Source organism: Microbacterium pumilum, assembly GCF_039530225.1.
Classification (GTDB): Bacteria; Actinomycetota; Actinomycetes; order Actinomycetales; family Microbacteriaceae; genus Microbacterium; species Microbacterium pumilum.
Window position 1 is genome coordinate 3,106,305 of record NZ_BAAAOH010000001.1, and the last position, 17,401, is coordinate 3,123,705.

Annotated in this window: 15 protein-coding genes; 5 read left to right on the forward strand and 10 right to left on the reverse strand. The window is 68.4% G+C overall.

Translation table 11 applies throughout. The features are described 5' to 3' along the window. Positions 1-8: 8 nt before the first annotated feature. From rimM to rpsP, 3 genes are read right to left on the reverse strand one after another with little or no spacing between them, the layout of a single operon-like run. Entirely contained in the window at positions 9-659 is a 651-nt protein-coding gene (gene rimM / locus ABD188_RS13955) for a ribosome maturation factor RimM (RefSeq protein ID WP_425561351.1), read from the reverse strand. A 1-nt stretch (position 660) separates the two neighbouring features. After that, positions 661-891: an RNA-binding protein gene (locus ABD188_RS13960; RefSeq protein WP_344063428.1), complete on the reverse strand. Its 231-nt coding sequence runs from the start codon at positions 889-891 to the stop codon at positions 661-663. 4 nt (positions 892-895) lie between these two features. Then, on the reverse strand, positions 896-1,312 hold the full coding sequence (gene rpsP, locus ABD188_RS13965) for a 30S ribosomal protein S16 (RefSeq protein ID WP_344063431.1): 417 nt from the start codon (positions 1,310-1,312) through the stop codon (positions 896-898). Positions 1,313-1,551: 239 nt separating this feature from the next. Here rpsP and ABD188_RS13970 point away from each other — a divergent pair, with 239 nt between their 5' ends. Further along, entirely contained in the window at positions 1,552-2,715 is a 1,164-nt protein-coding gene (locus ABD188_RS13970) for a glutamate--cysteine ligase (protein ID WP_344063434.1), read from the forward strand. A gap of 224 nt (positions 2,716-2,939) precedes the next feature. Continuing rightward, the gene (locus ABD188_RS13975; protein WP_344063437.1) at positions 2,940-3,815 is read left to right on the forward strand and encodes a DUF559 domain-containing protein; all 876 of its coding nucleotides are present in this window, start codon (positions 2,940-2,942) and stop codon (positions 3,813-3,815) included. Between the two features lie 235 nt (positions 3,816-4,050). Here the strand turns inward: ABD188_RS13975 and ffh are convergent, their stop codons facing one another. The 4 genes from ffh to ABD188_RS13995 all read right to left on the reverse strand — a co-directional run bounded on the left by ffh (position 4,051) and on the right by ABD188_RS13995 (position 7,955). Then, positions 4,051-5,607 (reverse strand): signal recognition particle protein, encoded by a 1,557-nt coding sequence (gene ffh, locus ABD188_RS13980; protein WP_344063439.1) that lies wholly within the window; start codon positions 5,605-5,607, stop codon positions 4,051-4,053. 65 nt (positions 5,608-5,672) lie between these two features. After that, positions 5,673-6,170 carry an RNA polymerase sigma factor gene (locus ABD188_RS13985; protein WP_344063442.1) on the reverse strand — a complete coding sequence of 166 codons (498 nt, stop codon included), beginning with the start codon at positions 6,168-6,170 and terminating at the stop codon, positions 5,673-5,675. After that, positions 6,167-6,850: a hypothetical protein gene (locus ABD188_RS13990; RefSeq protein ID WP_344063445.1), complete on the reverse strand. Its 684-nt coding sequence runs from the start codon at positions 6,848-6,850 to the stop codon at positions 6,167-6,169. The genes ABD188_RS13985 and ABD188_RS13990 overlap by 4 nt, the downstream gene beginning before the upstream one ends. Before the next feature lie 115 nt (positions 6,851-6,965). After that, positions 6,966-7,955: a TetR family transcriptional regulator gene (locus ABD188_RS13995; protein ID WP_344063448.1), complete on the reverse strand. Its 990-nt coding sequence runs from the start codon at positions 7,953-7,955 to the stop codon at positions 6,966-6,968. Between the two features lie 89 nt (positions 7,956-8,044). Here ABD188_RS13995 and lipB point away from each other — a divergent pair, with 89 nt between their 5' ends. Together lipB and lipA are read left to right on the forward strand one after the other, a co-directional pair. Then, the gene (gene lipB / locus ABD188_RS14000; RefSeq protein ID WP_344063451.1) at positions 8,045-8,683 is read left to right on the forward strand and encodes a lipoyl(octanoyl) transferase LipB; all 639 of its coding nucleotides are present in this window, start codon (positions 8,045-8,047) and stop codon (positions 8,681-8,683) included. Next, positions 8,680-9,684, forward strand: coding sequence for a lipoyl synthase (gene lipA / locus ABD188_RS14005; protein ID WP_344063454.1), 1,005 nt, complete (start codon positions 8,680-8,682; stop codon positions 9,682-9,684). Before lipB ends, lipA begins: the two co-directional genes overlap by 4 nt. 27 nt (positions 9,685-9,711) lie before the next feature. On the opposite strand, the gene ABD188_RS14010 is transcribed toward lipA, so the two are convergent. Beyond that, complete coding sequence (locus tag ABD188_RS14010) at positions 9,712-10,212, reverse strand: DUF2004 domain-containing protein (protein ID WP_344063457.1); 501 nt, start codon at positions 10,210-10,212, stop codon at positions 9,712-9,714. Positions 10,213-10,271: 59 nt separating this feature from the next. Beyond that, complete coding sequence (ftsY, locus tag ABD188_RS14015; protein WP_344063460.1) at positions 10,272-11,144, reverse strand: signal recognition particle-docking protein FtsY; 873 nt, start codon at positions 11,142-11,144, stop codon at positions 10,272-10,274. 51 nt (positions 11,145-11,195) lie between these two features. Between ftsY and ABD188_RS14020 the strand changes: the two genes are divergently transcribed. After that, a complete protein-coding gene (locus ABD188_RS14020) occupies positions 11,196-13,802 on the forward strand; it encodes a DUF4062 domain-containing protein (protein ID WP_344063463.1) in 2,607 nt (868 codons plus the stop codon). Between the two features lie 11 nt (positions 13,803-13,813). Here the strand turns inward: ABD188_RS14020 and smc are convergent, their stop codons facing one another. Continuing rightward, the gene (smc, locus tag ABD188_RS14025) at positions 13,814-17,374 is read right to left on the reverse strand and encodes a chromosome segregation protein SMC (RefSeq protein ID WP_344063466.1); all 3,561 of its coding nucleotides are present in this window, start codon (positions 17,372-17,374) and stop codon (positions 13,814-13,816) included. Positions 17,375-17,401: the final 27 nt, after the last annotated feature.

Here is a 17,401-nt window from a genome sequence, read left to right on the forward strand (position 1 = left end):
GCCGTGCGTCAGTCGCCGGCTTCGGCCTCGGGGTCCGGCTCCGGTTCGTCGTCGCCGGTCAGCTCCTCGAAGAGCCCGGCGGGCGGGGTCACCACGACACGGCCGCCTTCGATGTCGACCTCGGGCACGATCGCAGCGACGAACGGCACCAGCACCTCGGCGTCCGAACCTGTCGAAAGACGCACGATGAGCAGGTCCTGTGCCGGGAAGTGATCGACGCGGATGACGCGTCCGACGACCTCGCCGTCACGGACGACGTCCAGGCCGACGAGCTGGTGGTCGTACCAGGCATTGTCGTCCGGTGTCGTGGCTGCGGCATCCTGATCGATCCACAGGATCGCGCGCACGAGCTCCTCGGCGGCATCCCGGTCCTCCACGCCCTCGAAGAACGCCACCGGGTGGCTGTTCATCCAGCGGAATTCGCGGACCGTGAGCGGCTTGCCGTGCCACGGCGAGGACTCGGGCACCTGAAGCGTGAAGGTCGCGCCCGGCACGAAGCGCCCGTCGGGATCGTCGGTGTAGAGCTCGAGCTTGAGCGCGCCCTTGAGTCCGTGCGCCTTGACGAGCCGGCCGACGCGCAGCTGCGTCTTCGGGGACGGGCGAGAGGTCTCAACCCGGTCCGGGTTGACGGCGTCCCCCGATGTGTCGGAGCCCGCCACCTCAGTCGTCCGCGACGTCGACGCGGACGCGCCGCCCGTCGGCGAGCGCGCTGATGAGGGTGCGGAGCGCCTTGGCCGTGCGGCCGCCGCGCCCGATCACGCGACCCCGGTCATCGGCGTGCACGTGAACCTCGAGGACGTCACCGCGAGGGGACGTGGACGAGTCGATGCGCACGTCGTCAGGGTGATCGACGATCCCCTTGACGACGTGCTCGAGTGCGGCGGCCAGCAACGGACTACGCTCCGGCGGACTCGGCCTCGTCGGCCGTGTCGGCGGCCTCGGCCGGAGCCTCGACCTTCTTCTCGGCCTTGGGCTTGACGACCGACTTCTTGGCAGCGTCGATCTCGAAGTCGGGCTTCGGCTCGGCGGTGCGCACGGTCGAGACGGCGTTCTTGTCGCCCTTGTAACGACCCCAGTCGCCGGTGAGCTTGAGCAGTGCGGTGACCTGCTCGGTCGGCTGTGCGCCGACGCCCAGCCAGTACTGCGCTCGCTCGGAGTCGACCTCGATCAGCGAGGGCTCCTCGGTGGGGTGGTACTTGCCGATCTCCTCGATGACACGACCATCGCGCTTGGTGCGCGAGTCGGCGACGACGATGCGGTAGTACGGCGCACGGATCTTGCCCAGGCGCTTGAGACGGATCTTGACAGCCACGATTCTCCTGAATGTGTGGAAGTGGACGAACTGGTCGCCTGGAGCGTGGGGTGCACACCCGGCGGAAGCTCTGAAGGAGGACCACGATGCTGGATAGAGGGTCGAGCATCAGGTCCGACCCTCCATTCTTTCATACCGCAGGAGATCCCGCGAACCCCGCCCTCTCTCACATTGCTCCGGATGCCGCGAACCGGCCGACGCGGCGCCGGGTGCAGACATCCGCATGCCACAATGTGCCCATGACGGTGCCGTTTGCGACATCCGCCCGCTCCACAGTGGGTCTGGAGTGGGAGCTGATGCTGGCTGACGGCGAGACGGGTGACCTCGTGCCGCGCGCCCCCGAGGTCATGGAGGTGCTCGAGGAGCAGACCGCCCTCGAGCGATACACCGTGACAGGCGAGCTGCTCACCAACACCGTCGAGGTCACCAGCGGCGTCGGAGCCACGGTTGCGGCGGCCGTCGATGACATCGCCGATTCGATCGCCGCGATCCGCACCGTGACCAACCCCATGGATGTCGAGCTGCTCTGCGCCGGCAGCCATCCGTTCGCGCAGTGGTACAACCAGGGCATCACCGACAAGACGCGCTATCACAAGCTCATCGAGCGGACGCAGTGGTGGGGGCGCAACATGATGATCTGGGGCATCCACGTCCACGTCGGCGTCGAGGACGTCAACAAGGTTTTCCCGATCATCAATGCCCTCGCGGGCTACCTCCCGCATCTCCAGGCGCTGTCGGCATCGAGTCCATTCTGGGCCGGTGAGCGAACGGGCTACGCGTCGAACCGCGCCCTCGTCTTCCAGCAGCTGCCGACGGCGGGACTGCCATGGCCACTTGAGAATTGGGCGGAGTTCGAGGGCTACCTCGACGACATGGTCGGCACCGGAGTCATGGAGGACGCCACGGAGGTGCGGTGGGACATCCGCCCGGCCCCTCGCTGGGGCACGATCGAGGTGCGCGCGTGCGATGGCATGTCGACACTCCCCGAGCTCGCCGCCGTCGCGGCGCTCGTGCAGTCCCTTGTGGAGGAGTTCTCGCGACAGCTCGACGCGGGCGAGGAGCTCCTCGCGCTGCAGCCGTGGTTCGTCCGCGAGAACAAGTGGCGTGCCGCCCGGTACGGGCTGGATGCCCGGATCATCATCGATCGCGAGGGCACGCAGGCGCCCGTCCGTGAACACCTGCTCGAGACCCTGGACCGCATCCGCGACATCGCCGTCGAGCTGAAATGCGCCCGTGAGCTCGCCGCGATCGACACGATCCTGACCCAGGGTGCGAGCTACGAGCGACAGCTGATGGTGGCCGATGCCGCGGACGGCGACCTCCGCGAAGTCGTGCTGCACCTCATCCGGGAGTTCCGCGCCGGCCCGACGCTGCGCGACCACCTCGCCTCGCTCGGCCACTGACCCGGCTTGCGCCTGGGTCCGTCGACGGATTCAGGACGATCGACGGATTCAGGGCGTTTGGGCGACATCCGTCCTGAATTGGTCGATCCTCCTGTTCTCGTCGACGGACGAGGGGGCTGGATGCCGCGGCCCGGGGTTCCTGCACAGCTGCGAGCAAGCGTGAGCTCTCCACACATCCTCGGACAACCCTCACTTCCGGTGCGCTTGACGGCCATGCTCGCGGCGTGACGAAGATCGATCGCGAGGAACGCACGAAGAAGCTCCGCGCCTGGACTCGTGCCCAGGGCGGCGTTGCGCACTCGATCGAGGCCCGCGCAGCCGGGTACTCTGCGCACGACCTCGCTCTCGCAGTCGCGGGCGGTGATCTGGTGCGGATCCGACGGTCATGGGTGGCGACGACCGACTGCGATCCGACGCGCCTCCGCGCAGCATCCATCAGCGGGCGAGTCACCTGCGTCAGCGCGGCGAAACTGGAGAAACTGTGGATCCCTCGGCTCGACGAGAAGCAGCAGCATCCTCACATCGCTGTTCGACCGACGAGCTCACGATTCGACGCGAGCGGATTGAACGTCCACTGGGCGAAGGGTCCCGTGATCGTGTCTCGCACGGTGGTCACGGACCCGATCGTGAACGTTCTCTTCCACATCGCCCGTTGCTTGCCGCGGCTCGATGCACTCGCCGTCTGGGAGTCCGCGATCCGAAAGGGCTTGGCGGATCCGGTGGTTCTCGCCAAGGTCGAGTGGGGCAGCTCGCTAGCCAAGGAATTGGCGGAGATGTCCTCAGCGCTCTCGGATTCAGGTCTCGAGACCATCTTCATCGCGCGCCTGCGCGACCTTCCGCTTCAGATTCGGCAGCAGGTGCGAATCGACGGGCACCCGGTCGACGCGCTGATCGGCGAGCGACTGGTGACTCAACTGGACGGATTCGAACATCACCGAGCCAAGGATCGGCGCCGAGATCTGCGCGCCGACGCCAGGCTTGCCCTGCGGGGCTACACCGTGCTGAGGTTCGATTACCAGCAGGTCTTCTACGACTGGCCCTTCGTCGAGAGCACGATTCTGACAGCGGTCGCGCAAGGGCTGCACCGGGCGCGTCGCTGAGTTCAGGAGGATCGACAGATTCAGGACGAACCACCGGCATCCGTCCTGATCCGGTCGAAGCTCCTGTGCTCGTCGCCGCCCGCGAGGGGCGATGGCTGCGGCACGACGTCACTTTCGTCAACGATTGCAGGACGATCGACGCATTCAGGACGATCCGCCGGCATCCGGCCTGAATTGGTCGAACACCCTGTTCTCGTCGAGCGGGCGCCACACGCCCGAGCGACGATGCCGCGGCTCAGCCCTTGCCGAGCAGCTTCTGCAGCTCGGCGAGGTCAGCTTCGCTGGGCGCGCCCTTGGCGCCGCCTCCCAAGCCGAATCCCGACCCGGTCGGCGTGGCGGGAGCGGCGGCGATGCCGGCGTTCTCGGCCGCGCGCTTGGCGGGGTTGCCCGACCGCGAGCCCTGCGCCTTCGGCTGCTTGCCGCGCTTGGCGGACGCGCCCGGACGCGACCCCGGAATCGGCCCCATGCCCGGAATGTTCGGCGTGCCGCCGCGGGCGACGGTCTTCATCATCTTCGCCGCCTGTTCGAAGCGGTTGACCAAGGCGTTGACCTCGGTCACGGTCATCCCTGAGCCGCGCGCGATGCGCAGGCGCCGTGATCCGTTCAGCACCTTGGGATTGCGGCGCTCCCCCGGTGTCATGGAGCGGATGATGGCCTCGGTGCGATCTATCTCTCGCTCGTCGAAGTCCTCGAGCTGCTGCTTCATCGAGCCCATGCCCGGCAGCATCCCGAGCATCTTCTTCATCGAGCCCATCTTGCGCAGCTGCTGCATCTGGTCGAGGAAGTCCTCCAGCGTGAAGGTCTCGGTCGCGAGCTTCTCGGCCATTTTCATGGCCTCTTCCTCATCGAAGGCCTGCTGGGCCTGTTCGATGAGGGTCAGGATGTCGCCGAGGTCGAGGATGCGCGACGCCATGCGGTCCGGGTAGAACGGCTCGAGGTCGTCGAGTCCCTCGCCCGTGGACGCGAAGATGATCGGCCGGCCGGTGACCGACGCGACGGACAGCGCCGCGCCGCCCCGTGCGTCGCCGTCGAGCTTCGACAGCACGACGCCGGTGAAGTCGACGCCCTCCTGGAAGGCCTTGGCCGTGTTGACGGCATCCTGGCCGATCATGGCGTCGATGACGAACAGCACCTCGTCCGGATCCGTCGCCTTGCGGATGTCGGAGGCCTGCTTCATCAGCTCGGCGTCGACACCGAGGCGTCCGGCCGTGTCGATGATGACGACGTCGTGCTGCTGGCGCCGGCCCACCTCGACGCCGTCGCGCGCGACCTGCACCGGGTCTCCGACGCCATTGCCGGGCTGGGGGGCGTAGATCGCCGCACCCGCCTGGCGAGCGACGACCTGAAGCTGGTTCACGGCGTTCGGACGCTGAAGATCGGCTGCGACGAGGAGCGGCGTGTGCCCGTCCTTCTCGAGCATCTTCGCGAGCTTGCCTGCGAAGGTCGTCTTACCCGAGCCCTGCAGCCCCGCCAGCATGATGACGGTCGGCGGGTTCTTCGCGAACTGCAGGCGGCGCTGCTCGCCGCCGAGGATCGCGACGAGCTCCTCATTGACGATCTGCACGACCTGCTGGGCGGGATTGAGCGCCTTGTTGACCTCGTCACCGAGTGCGCGTTCTCGCACCTTCGCTGTGAACTCCTTGACGACGGGCAGCGCCACGTCGGCGTCGAGCAGAGCACGCCGGATCTCTCGGACTGTTCCGTCGATGTCCGCCGGGGTCAGCTGACCCTTCTTGCGGAGGTTGCGGAAAGTCTCGGTGAGTCGGTCGGAGAGGGTGCCGAAAGTCGCCATGATGCGCCAATTCTACGCGAGCGGATGCCGCGGCCCGCCCTCGGCGCATCTCTCACGCGTGCGCGTCAGGCGTCCACCGCGACGCCCAGCGCCGCGCGCAGCTCGTCCTTGGCGCGCGCGTAGCGCCCGCGGGCAGTGGATGCCGGAATCCCGGTCAGCTCGGCCGCCTCTGCGAGGCTGAAGCGCTCCCAGTGCACAAGCCGCACCAGCTCGGCGAGATCAGGATCGAGTCGGGCGATGGCGTCTCTCACCTCCGCACCTTCGTCCGCGGGCGGGGCCGCGACATCCGCCCCTGCATTCCAGCGGATGCGATCGGCGAGAGCCCACCGCCGGCGTTCACCGCGCGCATGATTCAGGAGGGTTCCCCGCGCGATGCCGAACAGCCACATCCGCGCCCGCTCGGGCTCGGCCGGCAGGTCAGCGACTCGGCGCCACGCGACGACCATCGTCTCGCCGAGCAGGTCCGGAGCGTCATCCTGCCCGACACGTCGTTGCAGATAGGCGAGGAGGTCTGCGGATGCCGCGGCCAGCGCCGAGGTCAGCTCACGGTCCTCGCGCCTCACGACCCGGCACCCGGCACGTAGGGTCGACCGTCGAGATCGAGGCATTGGATCTGGCCGCTGCGCTCGCTGCCCACGAGCCGCTCGTCGGGGACCGTCAACCCGGCATCCCGCAGCGCTTGCGTCTCGAGGTCGCCGATGACCCACTCCCACGTCATCCATTCGTCCGTCCATGAGCGGTGCTCGACCTCCTCCGCCCGGGCTTGCGGAGTGAGTTCCGACATGTCGGCTCCCGCGTCCAGGGCCGCCGAGTCGGCACCCATCGCGGCGATGTGCTCACGCGCGGCAGGCAGGAGGGGTTCTGCGTCGCCGAGGACGTCGGCCGACCGGTACCAGTCCTCGAGTATGCGGTTGACCTCGGCGACGTACGCGGGGTCCGCACCGCTCGTGTACGACGAGAACCGGAGCTCGCACTCGAACCCGTTCGCCATCTGGAATGCCACGGCGCCCACCGGATCCTGCGCCCACGGCGCCCACGAGAATCCGTCGGTCGCGGCAGCGACGCCGGCTCCCCCGACGAGCACGAGCGCGAGGGCGCCCGCGAGGGTCGCGATCCGCCTGCGTCGCGGGCGTGGAACCTGTCGCCGGGCGTCAGCGATCATGGCGTCGAGGTGCGCGTCCGTGATCGACCGGGTCGCAGGCGCGGAGCGTTCGAGCAGATCGTCGAGGGGATCGGTGGTCATGGTGCCTCCATCGTCAGGTGCCGTCACTGTGTACGTGTCCGGCATCCCGTGAAGTGTCCGTGGATCGGTCGATCTTCTGGTCCTCGGCTGAGCGCCCGAACCCGCGAGCGGCGGGCTATCGCGGCCCGAGCTCCTGAAAGAGGGTCAGCTGAAGGCCGGCTGCCCCACGGAGACGGGCGTTGAGCGACCGCCACGGCGTCAGACGAGGGGATGCCTCGAGCTCGGCGCCCGCATCGGTCAACCGCGCGGCGACGGCTGGGGTGTCGTCCACCTCGAGCGCGATCCTGATGCGGTCGCTCGGCGCGTCGCCGCCGGTCTCGACGCGATCGATGAACGCCACCTGCTCGGGGTTCGCCAGCTCGAGCGTTGCCCGACCGGCATCCAGGATGACCACGCGCGCGCCGCCGTCCGCCTCATACGCCTCGGCCTGCGGCATCCCCACGGCATCGCGGTAGAACGCGACCGCCGTGTCGAAGTCCGGGGCCTGGACGACCACGCGCAGCTGCCGCACCGCGCCACCGGCTGCCGCGGTGACCGCGTCGGCGGTGACCGTCGCGCGTGCGAAGAACCGCACGAGCGATGTGCGTCCAGGTCCGTCGTGCGCCCACGCCTCGAGCGCCGCGAGCACCGCTCCCGCCCACGCGGATGCCGCGACCTCGGAGTCGATGCGCTCGGCTCCGCCGCGCCGGAGGCGGTCGGCCACGGCGCGCGCAATGCGGGAACGCCGGACGGACGCCTCCCGCTCGAGTTCGTCCTCGAGGCCCATCGCCGTCGCGTTGACCAGCGCGAGAGCGAGACTGTCGGGTGCGAAGCCGACCGCGATGGCTGCTACCGCCGTCCGGACGTCTGCTGCGGCAGGCGCTCCGTCGGTGAACGCGAGACGCTGCTCCAGCAGAGCGATCCGGTCATCGAGAGCTGCCCACAGCACGTCGGACTTGGATGCGAAGTAGTTGAAGAAGCTGGAACGGCTCACGCCGGCGCGCGTCGTGATGTCCGCGATCGAGGTGGCCTCGAACCCTTTCTCGAGGAAGAGCTCGCAAGCCGCCTCGGCGAGGGTCTCGCGCGAGGATGCCTTGGGTCTTCCTGCCCGCGACTCTGACGACATGCCCCCAGCGTACGATCCGCCACCGTGTCGGCGTATTGTTGGACGCGATACAGCAAGTTCCGCTATCGCCACGAGCGAAGGAGCAAACCGTGCTCGACGTCCAGACCGTTGGCCTCTCCCCCGACTACGTCCCGTTCCTCGACGGGTGGGCGCTGCAGCGTCGCATCCACACCGAGGTCGTCGAGGGCACGAGGCCCGACACGCTCCTGCTGCTGGAGCACGAGCCGGTGTATACGGCGGGTGCGCGCACCGCACGCCATGAGCGCCCGACCGATGGCACACCGGTCGTCGACGTCGACCGCGGCGGAAAGATCACGTGGCACGGTCCCGGCCAGCTCGTCGGCTACCCGATCGTGCGCCTGCCCGAACCACTCGACGTGATCGCCCACGTGCGGCGCCTCGAGCATCTGCTCATCGATGTGCTGAGTGAATACGGCGTTGAGGGCTACCGCGTCGAGGATCGGAGCGGGGTGTGGGTGCGCCGACCGCTCGGCGAAGACAAGGTCGCCGCCATAGGCGTTCGCGTGCAGCGCGGCGTCACGATGCACGGCTTCGCGCTGAACTGCGACAACTCGACGGCGCCGTTCCGCGGCATCATCCCGTGTGGAATCTCGGATGCCGGTGTCACGACGATCAGCGAGCTCATCGGTGCAGACATCACGCCGCGAGACGTGCTGGACACCGTCGCTCGCGCGTTCACCGACGACTTCGCCGGGGTGCCCGCGTGAGCGTCGCCGCCCCGGGCGGGCGCAAGCTGCTGCGACTCGAGATCCGCAACGCCGAGACCCCGATCGAGCGCAAGCCCGAGTGGATCAAGACGCGAGCGAAGATGGGTCCCGAATACACCGCTCTGCACGAGCTCGTGAAGGATGAGGGGCTGCACACCGTCTGCCAGGAGGCCGGCTGCCCCAATATCTACGAGTGCTGGGAGGATCGCGAGGCGACCTTCCTCATCGGCGGCTCGCAGTGCACGCGCCGCTGCGACTTCTGCCAGATCGACACCGGCAAGCCCGCCGACTACGACATGGACGAGCCTCGTCGTGTCGCGGAGAGCGTCGTTCAGATGCGCCTGCGCTACGCCACCGTCACCGGTGTCGCGCGTGATGATCTGCCAGACGGCGGGGCGTGGCTGCACGCCGAGACCGTCCGGCGCATCCACGCCGAGAACCCCAACACGGGTGTCGAGATTCTCGCCACCGACTTCAACGGGGATCCCGTACTGCTTGGCGAGGTCTTCGACTCCCGCCCTGAGGTGTTCGCTCACAACGTCGAGACCGTGCCGCGCATCTTCAAGCGGATCCGCCCCGCGTTCCGCTACGACCGTTCGCTCGGGGTTCTCACGATGGCGCGCGATGCGGGTCTCATCACCAAGTCGAATCTCATCCTCGGGATGGGCGAAGAGCCCCAGGAGGTCGTGCAGGCGCTGCAGGACCTGCACGATGCCGGCACCGACATCATCACGATCACGCAGTACCTGCGTCCGTCCCCTCGGCACCTGCCGGTCGACCGCTGGGTGAAGCCCCAGGAGTTCGTGGAGTACAAGGAAGAGGCCGAGCGCATCGGATTCCTCGGCGTGCTTGCCGGGCCACTGGTCCGCTCGTCCTATCGCGCGGGGCGACTCTGGGCGCAGTCGATGCTCTCGAAGGGGCGCGACATCCCGGCCGATCTCGCGCACCTCGCACAGGACATCGCGATCGAGGGGAACGGGGCGTTCGCGCAGGCGGTGTGACCCGCCCGTCGCATGAAGCCGAGAGGGCTAGTCTGCGCTCGTGACCGACAGCACGTCTCCGTCGGAGTCGAGGTTGACGAGCAGCACGTCGTCCGTCGCATCCGGGTCGAGCGCGTACTCGAGAACCGCGAACGGATCCGCTCCGCCATGCTCATCGGCGAGGATCGTCATGCTCATGAGCTGCAGTGATCGGATGATGTCGATGTGCGTGTCGCCCGAGACATCCACGAGCAGCTCGGTGAGTTCATCGCCGAGCGACGCCTGCTGCTGCAGGATGTACTCGATCACCTCGCTGGTGCGATCGTCGAGCTCGGCGACCATCGCGTTCCGGGCGCTGCGGTCGATGGTCTCGATGGCCGAGATGAGGCCCGCCGCGACGTCGAGAGCCGCCTCCGAAACGTCGTCCTGGTCGGGCGCGGTGAGGTCGACCGTCACGGTCTGATCCCCCAGCTCGACGTTTTCGGACCAGAAGATCGACCCGTCCGGTCCGGACTCGAGAAGTCCGAAGAAGTCGTGCTCGATCGCCATGTCCCCATAAAACCAGCCTGCGGGCCGGTGCGATAGTCCTGGTGCGACGGATGTCGCAATCAGTCGACGAGGGATGCCGCGAACACGTGCGGAGTGAAGCCCGTCAGGTCGCCGATCCCCTCGCCCTGGCCGAGGAGCTTGACCGGAATTCCGGTGCGTTCCTGGACCGCGAGGACGAAGCCGCCCTTCGCCGATCCGTCGAGCTTCGTGATGACGAGCCCCGTCACTCCGGCGTGCTCGAGGAAGGCCTGAGCTTGCATCACGCCGTTCTGGCCCGTCGTGGCATCCAGCACCAGCAGCACCTCGCTGATCGGCGCCTGCTTCTCGATCACGCGCCGGATCTTGCCGAGCTCGTCCATGAGGCCGCCCTTGGTGTGCAGGCGCCCCGCGGTGTCGACGAGCACGATCTCGGTGCCGGTCCGCTTGGCATAGTCGATCGTCTGGAAGGCAACGGATGCCGGATCCTGGCCCGCCTGCTGCGGCCGAACGATCGCGGCTCCGCCGCGCTCCGCCCAGGTCGCGAGCTGGTCGACGGCCGCGGCGCGGAACGTGTCTGCGGCGCCGACCACGACCGACCGCCCGTACCGCTGCAAGAACTTGGCGAACTTGCCGATCGTCGTCGTCTTGCCGACCCCGTTGACTCCGACGACCAGCACGACGGCGGGGCGTTCGGTGAGCCGGAGGGTCGTGTCGAACTTCGCGAAATGCTCCTCGAGGGTCTCCTTCAGCATCCGCTGCAGGTCTCGCGGATCGGTCGTGCGATACCTGTCGACCTTCTCGTGGAGCTCGTCGACGATCCGCTCGGTGATGTCGGGGCCGAAGTCGGCAGTGAGAAGCGCCGTCTCGAGGTCGTCCCACGTCGTCTCATCGATCGTGGGTTTGACGAACACGCCGCGCAGCGCGCGACCGAGCGACCAGGAACTCTCAGCCATGCGACCAGCCTAGGCGTGCCGCACCTGGGTCCATCGCGGCATGATGAAGCCATGTCATCGCAGGGCAGCGACGAACCCGTCATCCGCACGCCCGATCAGCGACTGCGGGTCTTCGTCAGCTCGACACTCGCCGAACTCGCCGAAGAGCGGGCGGCTGTCGCTCGCGCCATCACGTCTCTGCGGCTCGCGCCCGTGATGTTCGAGCTGGGAGCTCGACCGCATCCGCCACAGGAGCTCTATCGCGCGTACCTGGCGCAGTCCGACATCTTCGTAGGTCTCTACTGGCAGAGCTACGGCTGGATCGGGCCGGGCATGGACATCTCAGGGCTGGAGGACGAATTCCGCCTGTCTGAGGGCCGTCCGCGACTGCTGTACCTCAAGGCCCCTGCACCCGACCGGCAGCCGGAGCTCAGCGCCATGATCGACGAGATCCGATCGCAGGGGGTGGACGCCTATCGCACCTTCCACAGCACGCGGGAGCTCGGCCGTCTCGTGCGAGACGACCTCGCCGTGCTGCTGAGTGAACGGTTCGCCGATAGCGCTCGCCACGACACCGGTCCCGCGACACCGCCGGCGACTCCTCTCCACGACCGGCGTTCCATCCCGGTGACCTCGACCTCGCTGATCGGTCGGGAAGAGGATGTCTCGGCCGTCGTGGGGATGCTGGAGTCCTCCGGCATTCGCCTCGTCACCCTTTCCGGAGCAGGCGGAATCGGAAAGACCCGCCTCGCCATCGCCGTCGGCGAGTCTGTGGACGAGCGTGTTGCCGCCCGGGTCGTGTTCGTGCCGCTCGCGAACGTGACCGAGCCTTCGTCGGTGCTTGCGCGTATCGCGGCGGCCGTCGGCGCCAGTGTCGAGGGAACCGGCTCCGCGCTCGAGGCGCTGGTCGAGCAGTTCGCCGAGACGCCCGTCGTGCTGATACTCGACAACCTGGAACAGGTGATCGATGTCGCGCCAGATCTCGATGACCTGCTCACACAATGCCCGCGCGTGAAGATCCTCGCCACGAGCCGTACTGTGCTGCGTCTGCGTGCTGAGCACGAATACGTCGTGCCGCCGCTGTCGGTTCCGGCTCTGCCGGAAGAGGCGGACGACGCGGCAGTAGCGCGCATCGCATCCCTGCCGGCGGTCCGGCTGTTCCTCGACCGCGCCCGTGCCGTGCACCGTGACCTGGCTCTGACACCCGACAGCGCCGTGGCTGTCGCCGAGATCTGCCGCCGTCTGGACGGAGTGCCGCTCGCGATAGAGCTCGCGGCCGCTCGGACGAGACTCCTCGAGCCCACCGCGCTTCTCAGCCGGCTGGAGTCCGTGCTGGACGGCCTCGGGAGCGGACCGGTGGATCTCCCTGAGCGCCAGCGCACGCTCCGTGCGACGGCGGAATGGAGCGTCGGGCTGCTCGCCGACTCCGAAGCCCAGTTGCTCGCCACCCTGTCGGTGTTCGCCGACGGCTGGACGATCGCGGCTGCCGCGGCGGTCGCAGCGACCGACGAGTTCGACGCGCTCGATCTGCTCGACGCCCTCGCCGGCCACAGCCTCGTCACGGTTGACGCGTCGGCATCCGAACCGCGTTTTCGCATGCTGACGACAGTGCGCGAGCTCGCGGCCGAACACCTTCTCGCTCGTCCGGAGCGTCCCGCCGTCGAGCGGCGTCATGCCGAGTACTTCGCCTCGATCATCGACACGGATGCGGTGCCGACCGATCTGACGACACCGTGGGCAGACCGCCTCCGTGTCGAGGAGGAGAACGTCCGCGTCGCGATCGCGTGGTTCTTCCGCAACGACATCACGCGCCTTCCCCATCTGCTGCGTTCGCTGTGGCTCTATTGGCAGACGAACGACCGCTTGGTCGAGGGCCGCGAATGGGTGAGCGACTTGCGTGGCGTCGCCGGCAGCGCGTCGTTGGACGATCGTGCGCAGGCCGAAGTGCTCTTCACGGAGGTCGTGACAGCTGTCGCCGTGGGCGATGACCAGGGTGCCGTCGCCGCGGCGTCGACCATCCCGCAGGTCATCGACCGCGTCGCCGAGTCGGCGCTGCGGAACGCACTTCACCTGGCCCTTTCGTGGAGTCTTCCCATCGCGGACGACTTCGACGGCGCACTTGTGGAGGCCACTCGCGCCTATGACGGGTTCGCCGAACACGACGACGCCGTCATCGCGTTCGCGGCCCTCACCGTCGGCATGCTTCGCACCGCGCTGGACGAGGACGACGCGGGCCGGCGCTTTCTCCGCGAAGCCGCCGACCTCGGCACCCGCTTCGGCAATCGATGGCTCACGGCGGGAGCGCGCACTCAGCTGGTCATCCTCGACGTGCGCGCCGGATCGCACGCGGATGCACGACGACTACTCGCCGAAGTGCTTGACGACATCGATGGACCGCAGCTCGGAACGATCCTCGCGTGCTTCACCCTCATCGCTTACGCGGAACTGGCCCTCGCCGAAGCAAGACCAGTGGACGCAGCGACCGCGCTCGCGGCTGTTGCCGGCCTGCGCACTCGCGGCGGCCTGCTCGCCTGGCCGATCGCGCGCCCCGCCGAAGCAAAGCTCCGTGACAGGATCGCCGCTCTCCTCGGTCCCGATCAGCTGATCACCGCGCATGAACGCGGCAGCGAACTTCGCGCACCCGACGCGTTGTCGCTCGTCCGCCGCGCGATCGCCTGACCCGCAACAGCTCAGCTCGCGACGCGCTCGCCCACCCGCTGACCGACGACGGCCGAGACACCGTCCTGGCGCATCGAAACGCCGTAGAGGGCGTCGGCGATCTCCATCGTGCGCTTCTGATGGGTGATCACGATGAGCTGGCTGCTTTCACGCAGCTGCTCGAGCACACCCAGCAGCCGGCCCAGGTTCGCATCGTCGAGCGCGGCTTCGACCTCGTCGAGGATGTAGAAGGGGCTGGGGCGGGCCTTGAAGATCGCGACGAGCAGCGCGACAGCCGCGAGGGAGCGCTCCCCACCCGAGAGCAGGGACAGACGCTCGATCTTCTTGCCGACCGGTCGAACGGCGACTTCAATGCCGGTCGTGAGCGGTTCGTCGGGATTCGTGAGCGAGATGCTCCCGGTTCCGCCCGGGAAGAGCACGGGGAAGACCTCTCCGAATGCGGTGCGAGTGTCTTCGAACGCGGCGAGGAAGATGACCTGCATCCGCTCATCGAGCTCTTCGATGATCGTGATCAGGTCCTTGCGCGTCTGAGTGAGGTCGGCGAGCTGCTCGGTGAGGAATTGGTGGCGCTGTTCGAGCGCGGCGAACTCCTCGAGTGCGAGCGGGTTCACACGTCCGAGCTGGGTGAGCTTGCGCTCCGCGTCCTGCAGGCGCCGCCGCTGCTGTGCGCGGTCGTATGCGACGGACGCCGCGATGGCATCGGATGCGGCATCCGGCACCTCGTCATCGGAGCCAACGAGGGCATGAACGACGGGAACCGGCTGATCGGGACCATATTCCGAAACAAGAATCTGTTCATCGAGCCCCAGCTCCGATGCCGCGCGCTCGAGCAGTCCGGAAACGTGCAGCCGCTTCTCATGGATCTGAAGCTCGAGACTGTGGACGCTCTCCGTGAGACCGGCGAGTCGCTCACGAGTAACCGACTCGCGCTGCCGGAGCTCTCCGAGTTCGGCGCTCACGGCCGTTCGCGCGGACTCGGCCGTGGCGAGCTCGACCCGCGCCTGCGAGACCGATCTGTCGATCGAGTCCAGCACGGCAGGCAGCTGTCCTGCGATGCCGGCTGCAATCTCCCGCTGAGCTCGGCGCAGCACCGTGCGCCGTGCCGCCTCGGCGGCAGCATCCCGCTCCCGCTCGCGCTGCCGCTCGAGCTGCACCACGCGGGCCTCGCCGGCCCGGATCCTCTCGCGGAGAGTCTCGACATCCAGCCGCGCGCGCATCTCGCCGTCCCGCGCCGCCTCGAGGGCGCCCAGCATGCCCTCGCGGGCCGACGCGTCGAGGATCGGCCGCGGCGCCTCGAGCGCAATGTCGAGCTGATGCTGTGCGGACCGTGCTGCAGCCTCAGCCTCGTCGACCGCCGCAGTGGCCTGCGCGACACCCGCCGCGAGACGCTCGCACTCCGCCACGGCTGCCTCGTACCGCACGGTCGCACGATTCACCTGCTCGGTGTGGGCGGCAAGTGCGGCGTCGTGCTCGCGCAGCGTCGAGAGGGTCGCCTTGGCACGCTGACGTGCCGAATCGAGCACGTGTGCGGCATCAGCGAGGCCCTCGCGCAGCGAGTCGGCCACGACCCGCATCTCGTCGTTGCGGTCCGCCGCGGCATCCCGTTCCGCCGCGAGCTCGAGGCGTGAACGGCCCTGCCCCGAACCGGCGCGGACCGTGTGGGCGGTGACGACCTCGCCCGAGCGGGTCACGATCGTGACCGATCCGGCGATGCCGGCTCGTTCGATCTCGGGGGCAGCAGCCAGGGCGGTGTCGAGGTCATCGGCGATCAGCACGTGCGACAGGATGCCGAGCACTCCATCCGGCGCCGCCACCACGTCGCGTGCCGGCACGATTCCGGCAATGGCCGGAAGCGCGCGTCGCTCATCGCTCGCCTCGGCGATCGCGATGTCCACGACGCCGAAGTCGCCGTCTCGGGCCATCCGGGCGGTGGCGAACGCATCCTGGCGAGTGCTGACCAGCAGGCCCTCGACCAGCGGGCCGAGAGCCGCGGCGATCGCGGACTCGAATCCGACCGTGATCTTTACCGCGTCGCCGAGCAGGCCTCGCACTCCCGATCCGCCTCGGGCGAGCAGCTCGGCTGCGGCGTTCTTGACGTCGAGCGCACGTCCGAGTGCGGTCGTCTGGGCGGTGAGCGCTTCGATCTCGCGCTCCGCAGCATGGAGCTTCTCGCGGAGCGCTCCCACTCTCGACTCGGCCTCGGTCGCGTCACGCTGCGACCGCTCGTACGCCGCCGCGTACTCCGCGGCTGACCCCTCCGGCACCAGGTCGGGATCCACGCCCGCCAGCGTCTCCTGTGCGTCGGCCCGGCGCGCGTTCGCCGCGTCGAGCGCGCGCTGCTGACGATCTACGCCCGCCTGGACGGCGGCGAGGGCGGATGCCGCCGCCTCAGCCGAACCGCGCAGGGCGGTGATCCGCATGTCGTGCTCCGAGACGAGCGCACTCTGTGCGGCGATGTCGGTGTCGAGGGCGTCCAGCTCTGCGCGGGCGCGCATCACGTCGCGGGATGCCTCGCCCGCGGCATCCTGGGCGGTTCCCAGTCCCGCGGCGATATCGTCGATCTCGGCGCGTGCCTCGTCGATCATGGGCTGTGAGACCGTCGTCCCCTGGACGCGATCGTCGTCCTCGGCCTCCCCGAGCAGTGCGAGGCGCTGGCCGGCGAGGCTGTAGAGGCCGCGCAGGCGCTCCTGCACCCGCTCGAGTCCGAACGCCACGCGGCGCGCCTCGTCGACGGCCTCGGACTGCTGCTGGGCTTCGAGCTGCTCGGTGCGCGCACGCGCATTGTCGAGCTGATCCTGCAGCACCAGCCGCTCGGTGTGGCGTTCCTGTTCGCTGCGGGCGTGGCTCGCCAGCTGCTCGCGCAGTCCCACCAGTTCATCCGCCAGCAGCCGGGCCTTCGCGTCGCGGACGACCGCGGCGATCGTGGCGGCCTCGCGGGCGATCTCCGCCTGACGGCCGAGCGGTTTGAGCTGCCGGCGAAGCTCACCCGCGAGATCGCTCAGCCTCGTGAGGTTGGCCTGCATGGCATCGAGCTTGCGGAGGGTCTTCTCCTTGCGCCGTCGGTGCTTCAGGATGCCGGCGGCCTCCTCGATGAACCCCCGGCGCTCTTCGGGCGACGCCTGCAGCACGCTGTCGAGGCGGCCCTGTCCGACGATCACGTGCATCTCGCGCCCGAGGCCTGAATCGCTCAGCAGCTCCTGTACATCCAGAAGCCGGCAGACGTCGCCGTTGATCGCGTACTCGCTGGCTCCGTTGCGGAACAGCGTTCGGCTGATGCTCACCTCGGCGTACTCGATCGGCAGCGCGCCGTCGGTGTTGTCGATCGTCAGCTGCACCTCGGCTCGGCCGAGGGGTCCGCGGGTCGCCGTTCCGGCGAAGATGACGTCCTCCATCTTGCCGCCGCGAAGCGTCTTGGCGCCCTGCTCGCCCATGACCCAGGCGAGTGCGTCGACGACGTTCGACTTGCCGGATCCGTTGGGCCCGACGATGCACGTCACGCCTGTCTCGAAGGCGAAGGTGGTCGGCTGGGCAAACGACTTGAACCCTTTGAGCGTCACGCTCTTCAGGTGCATCTAGGCGTCCTCCACCCCGGTCGGCTA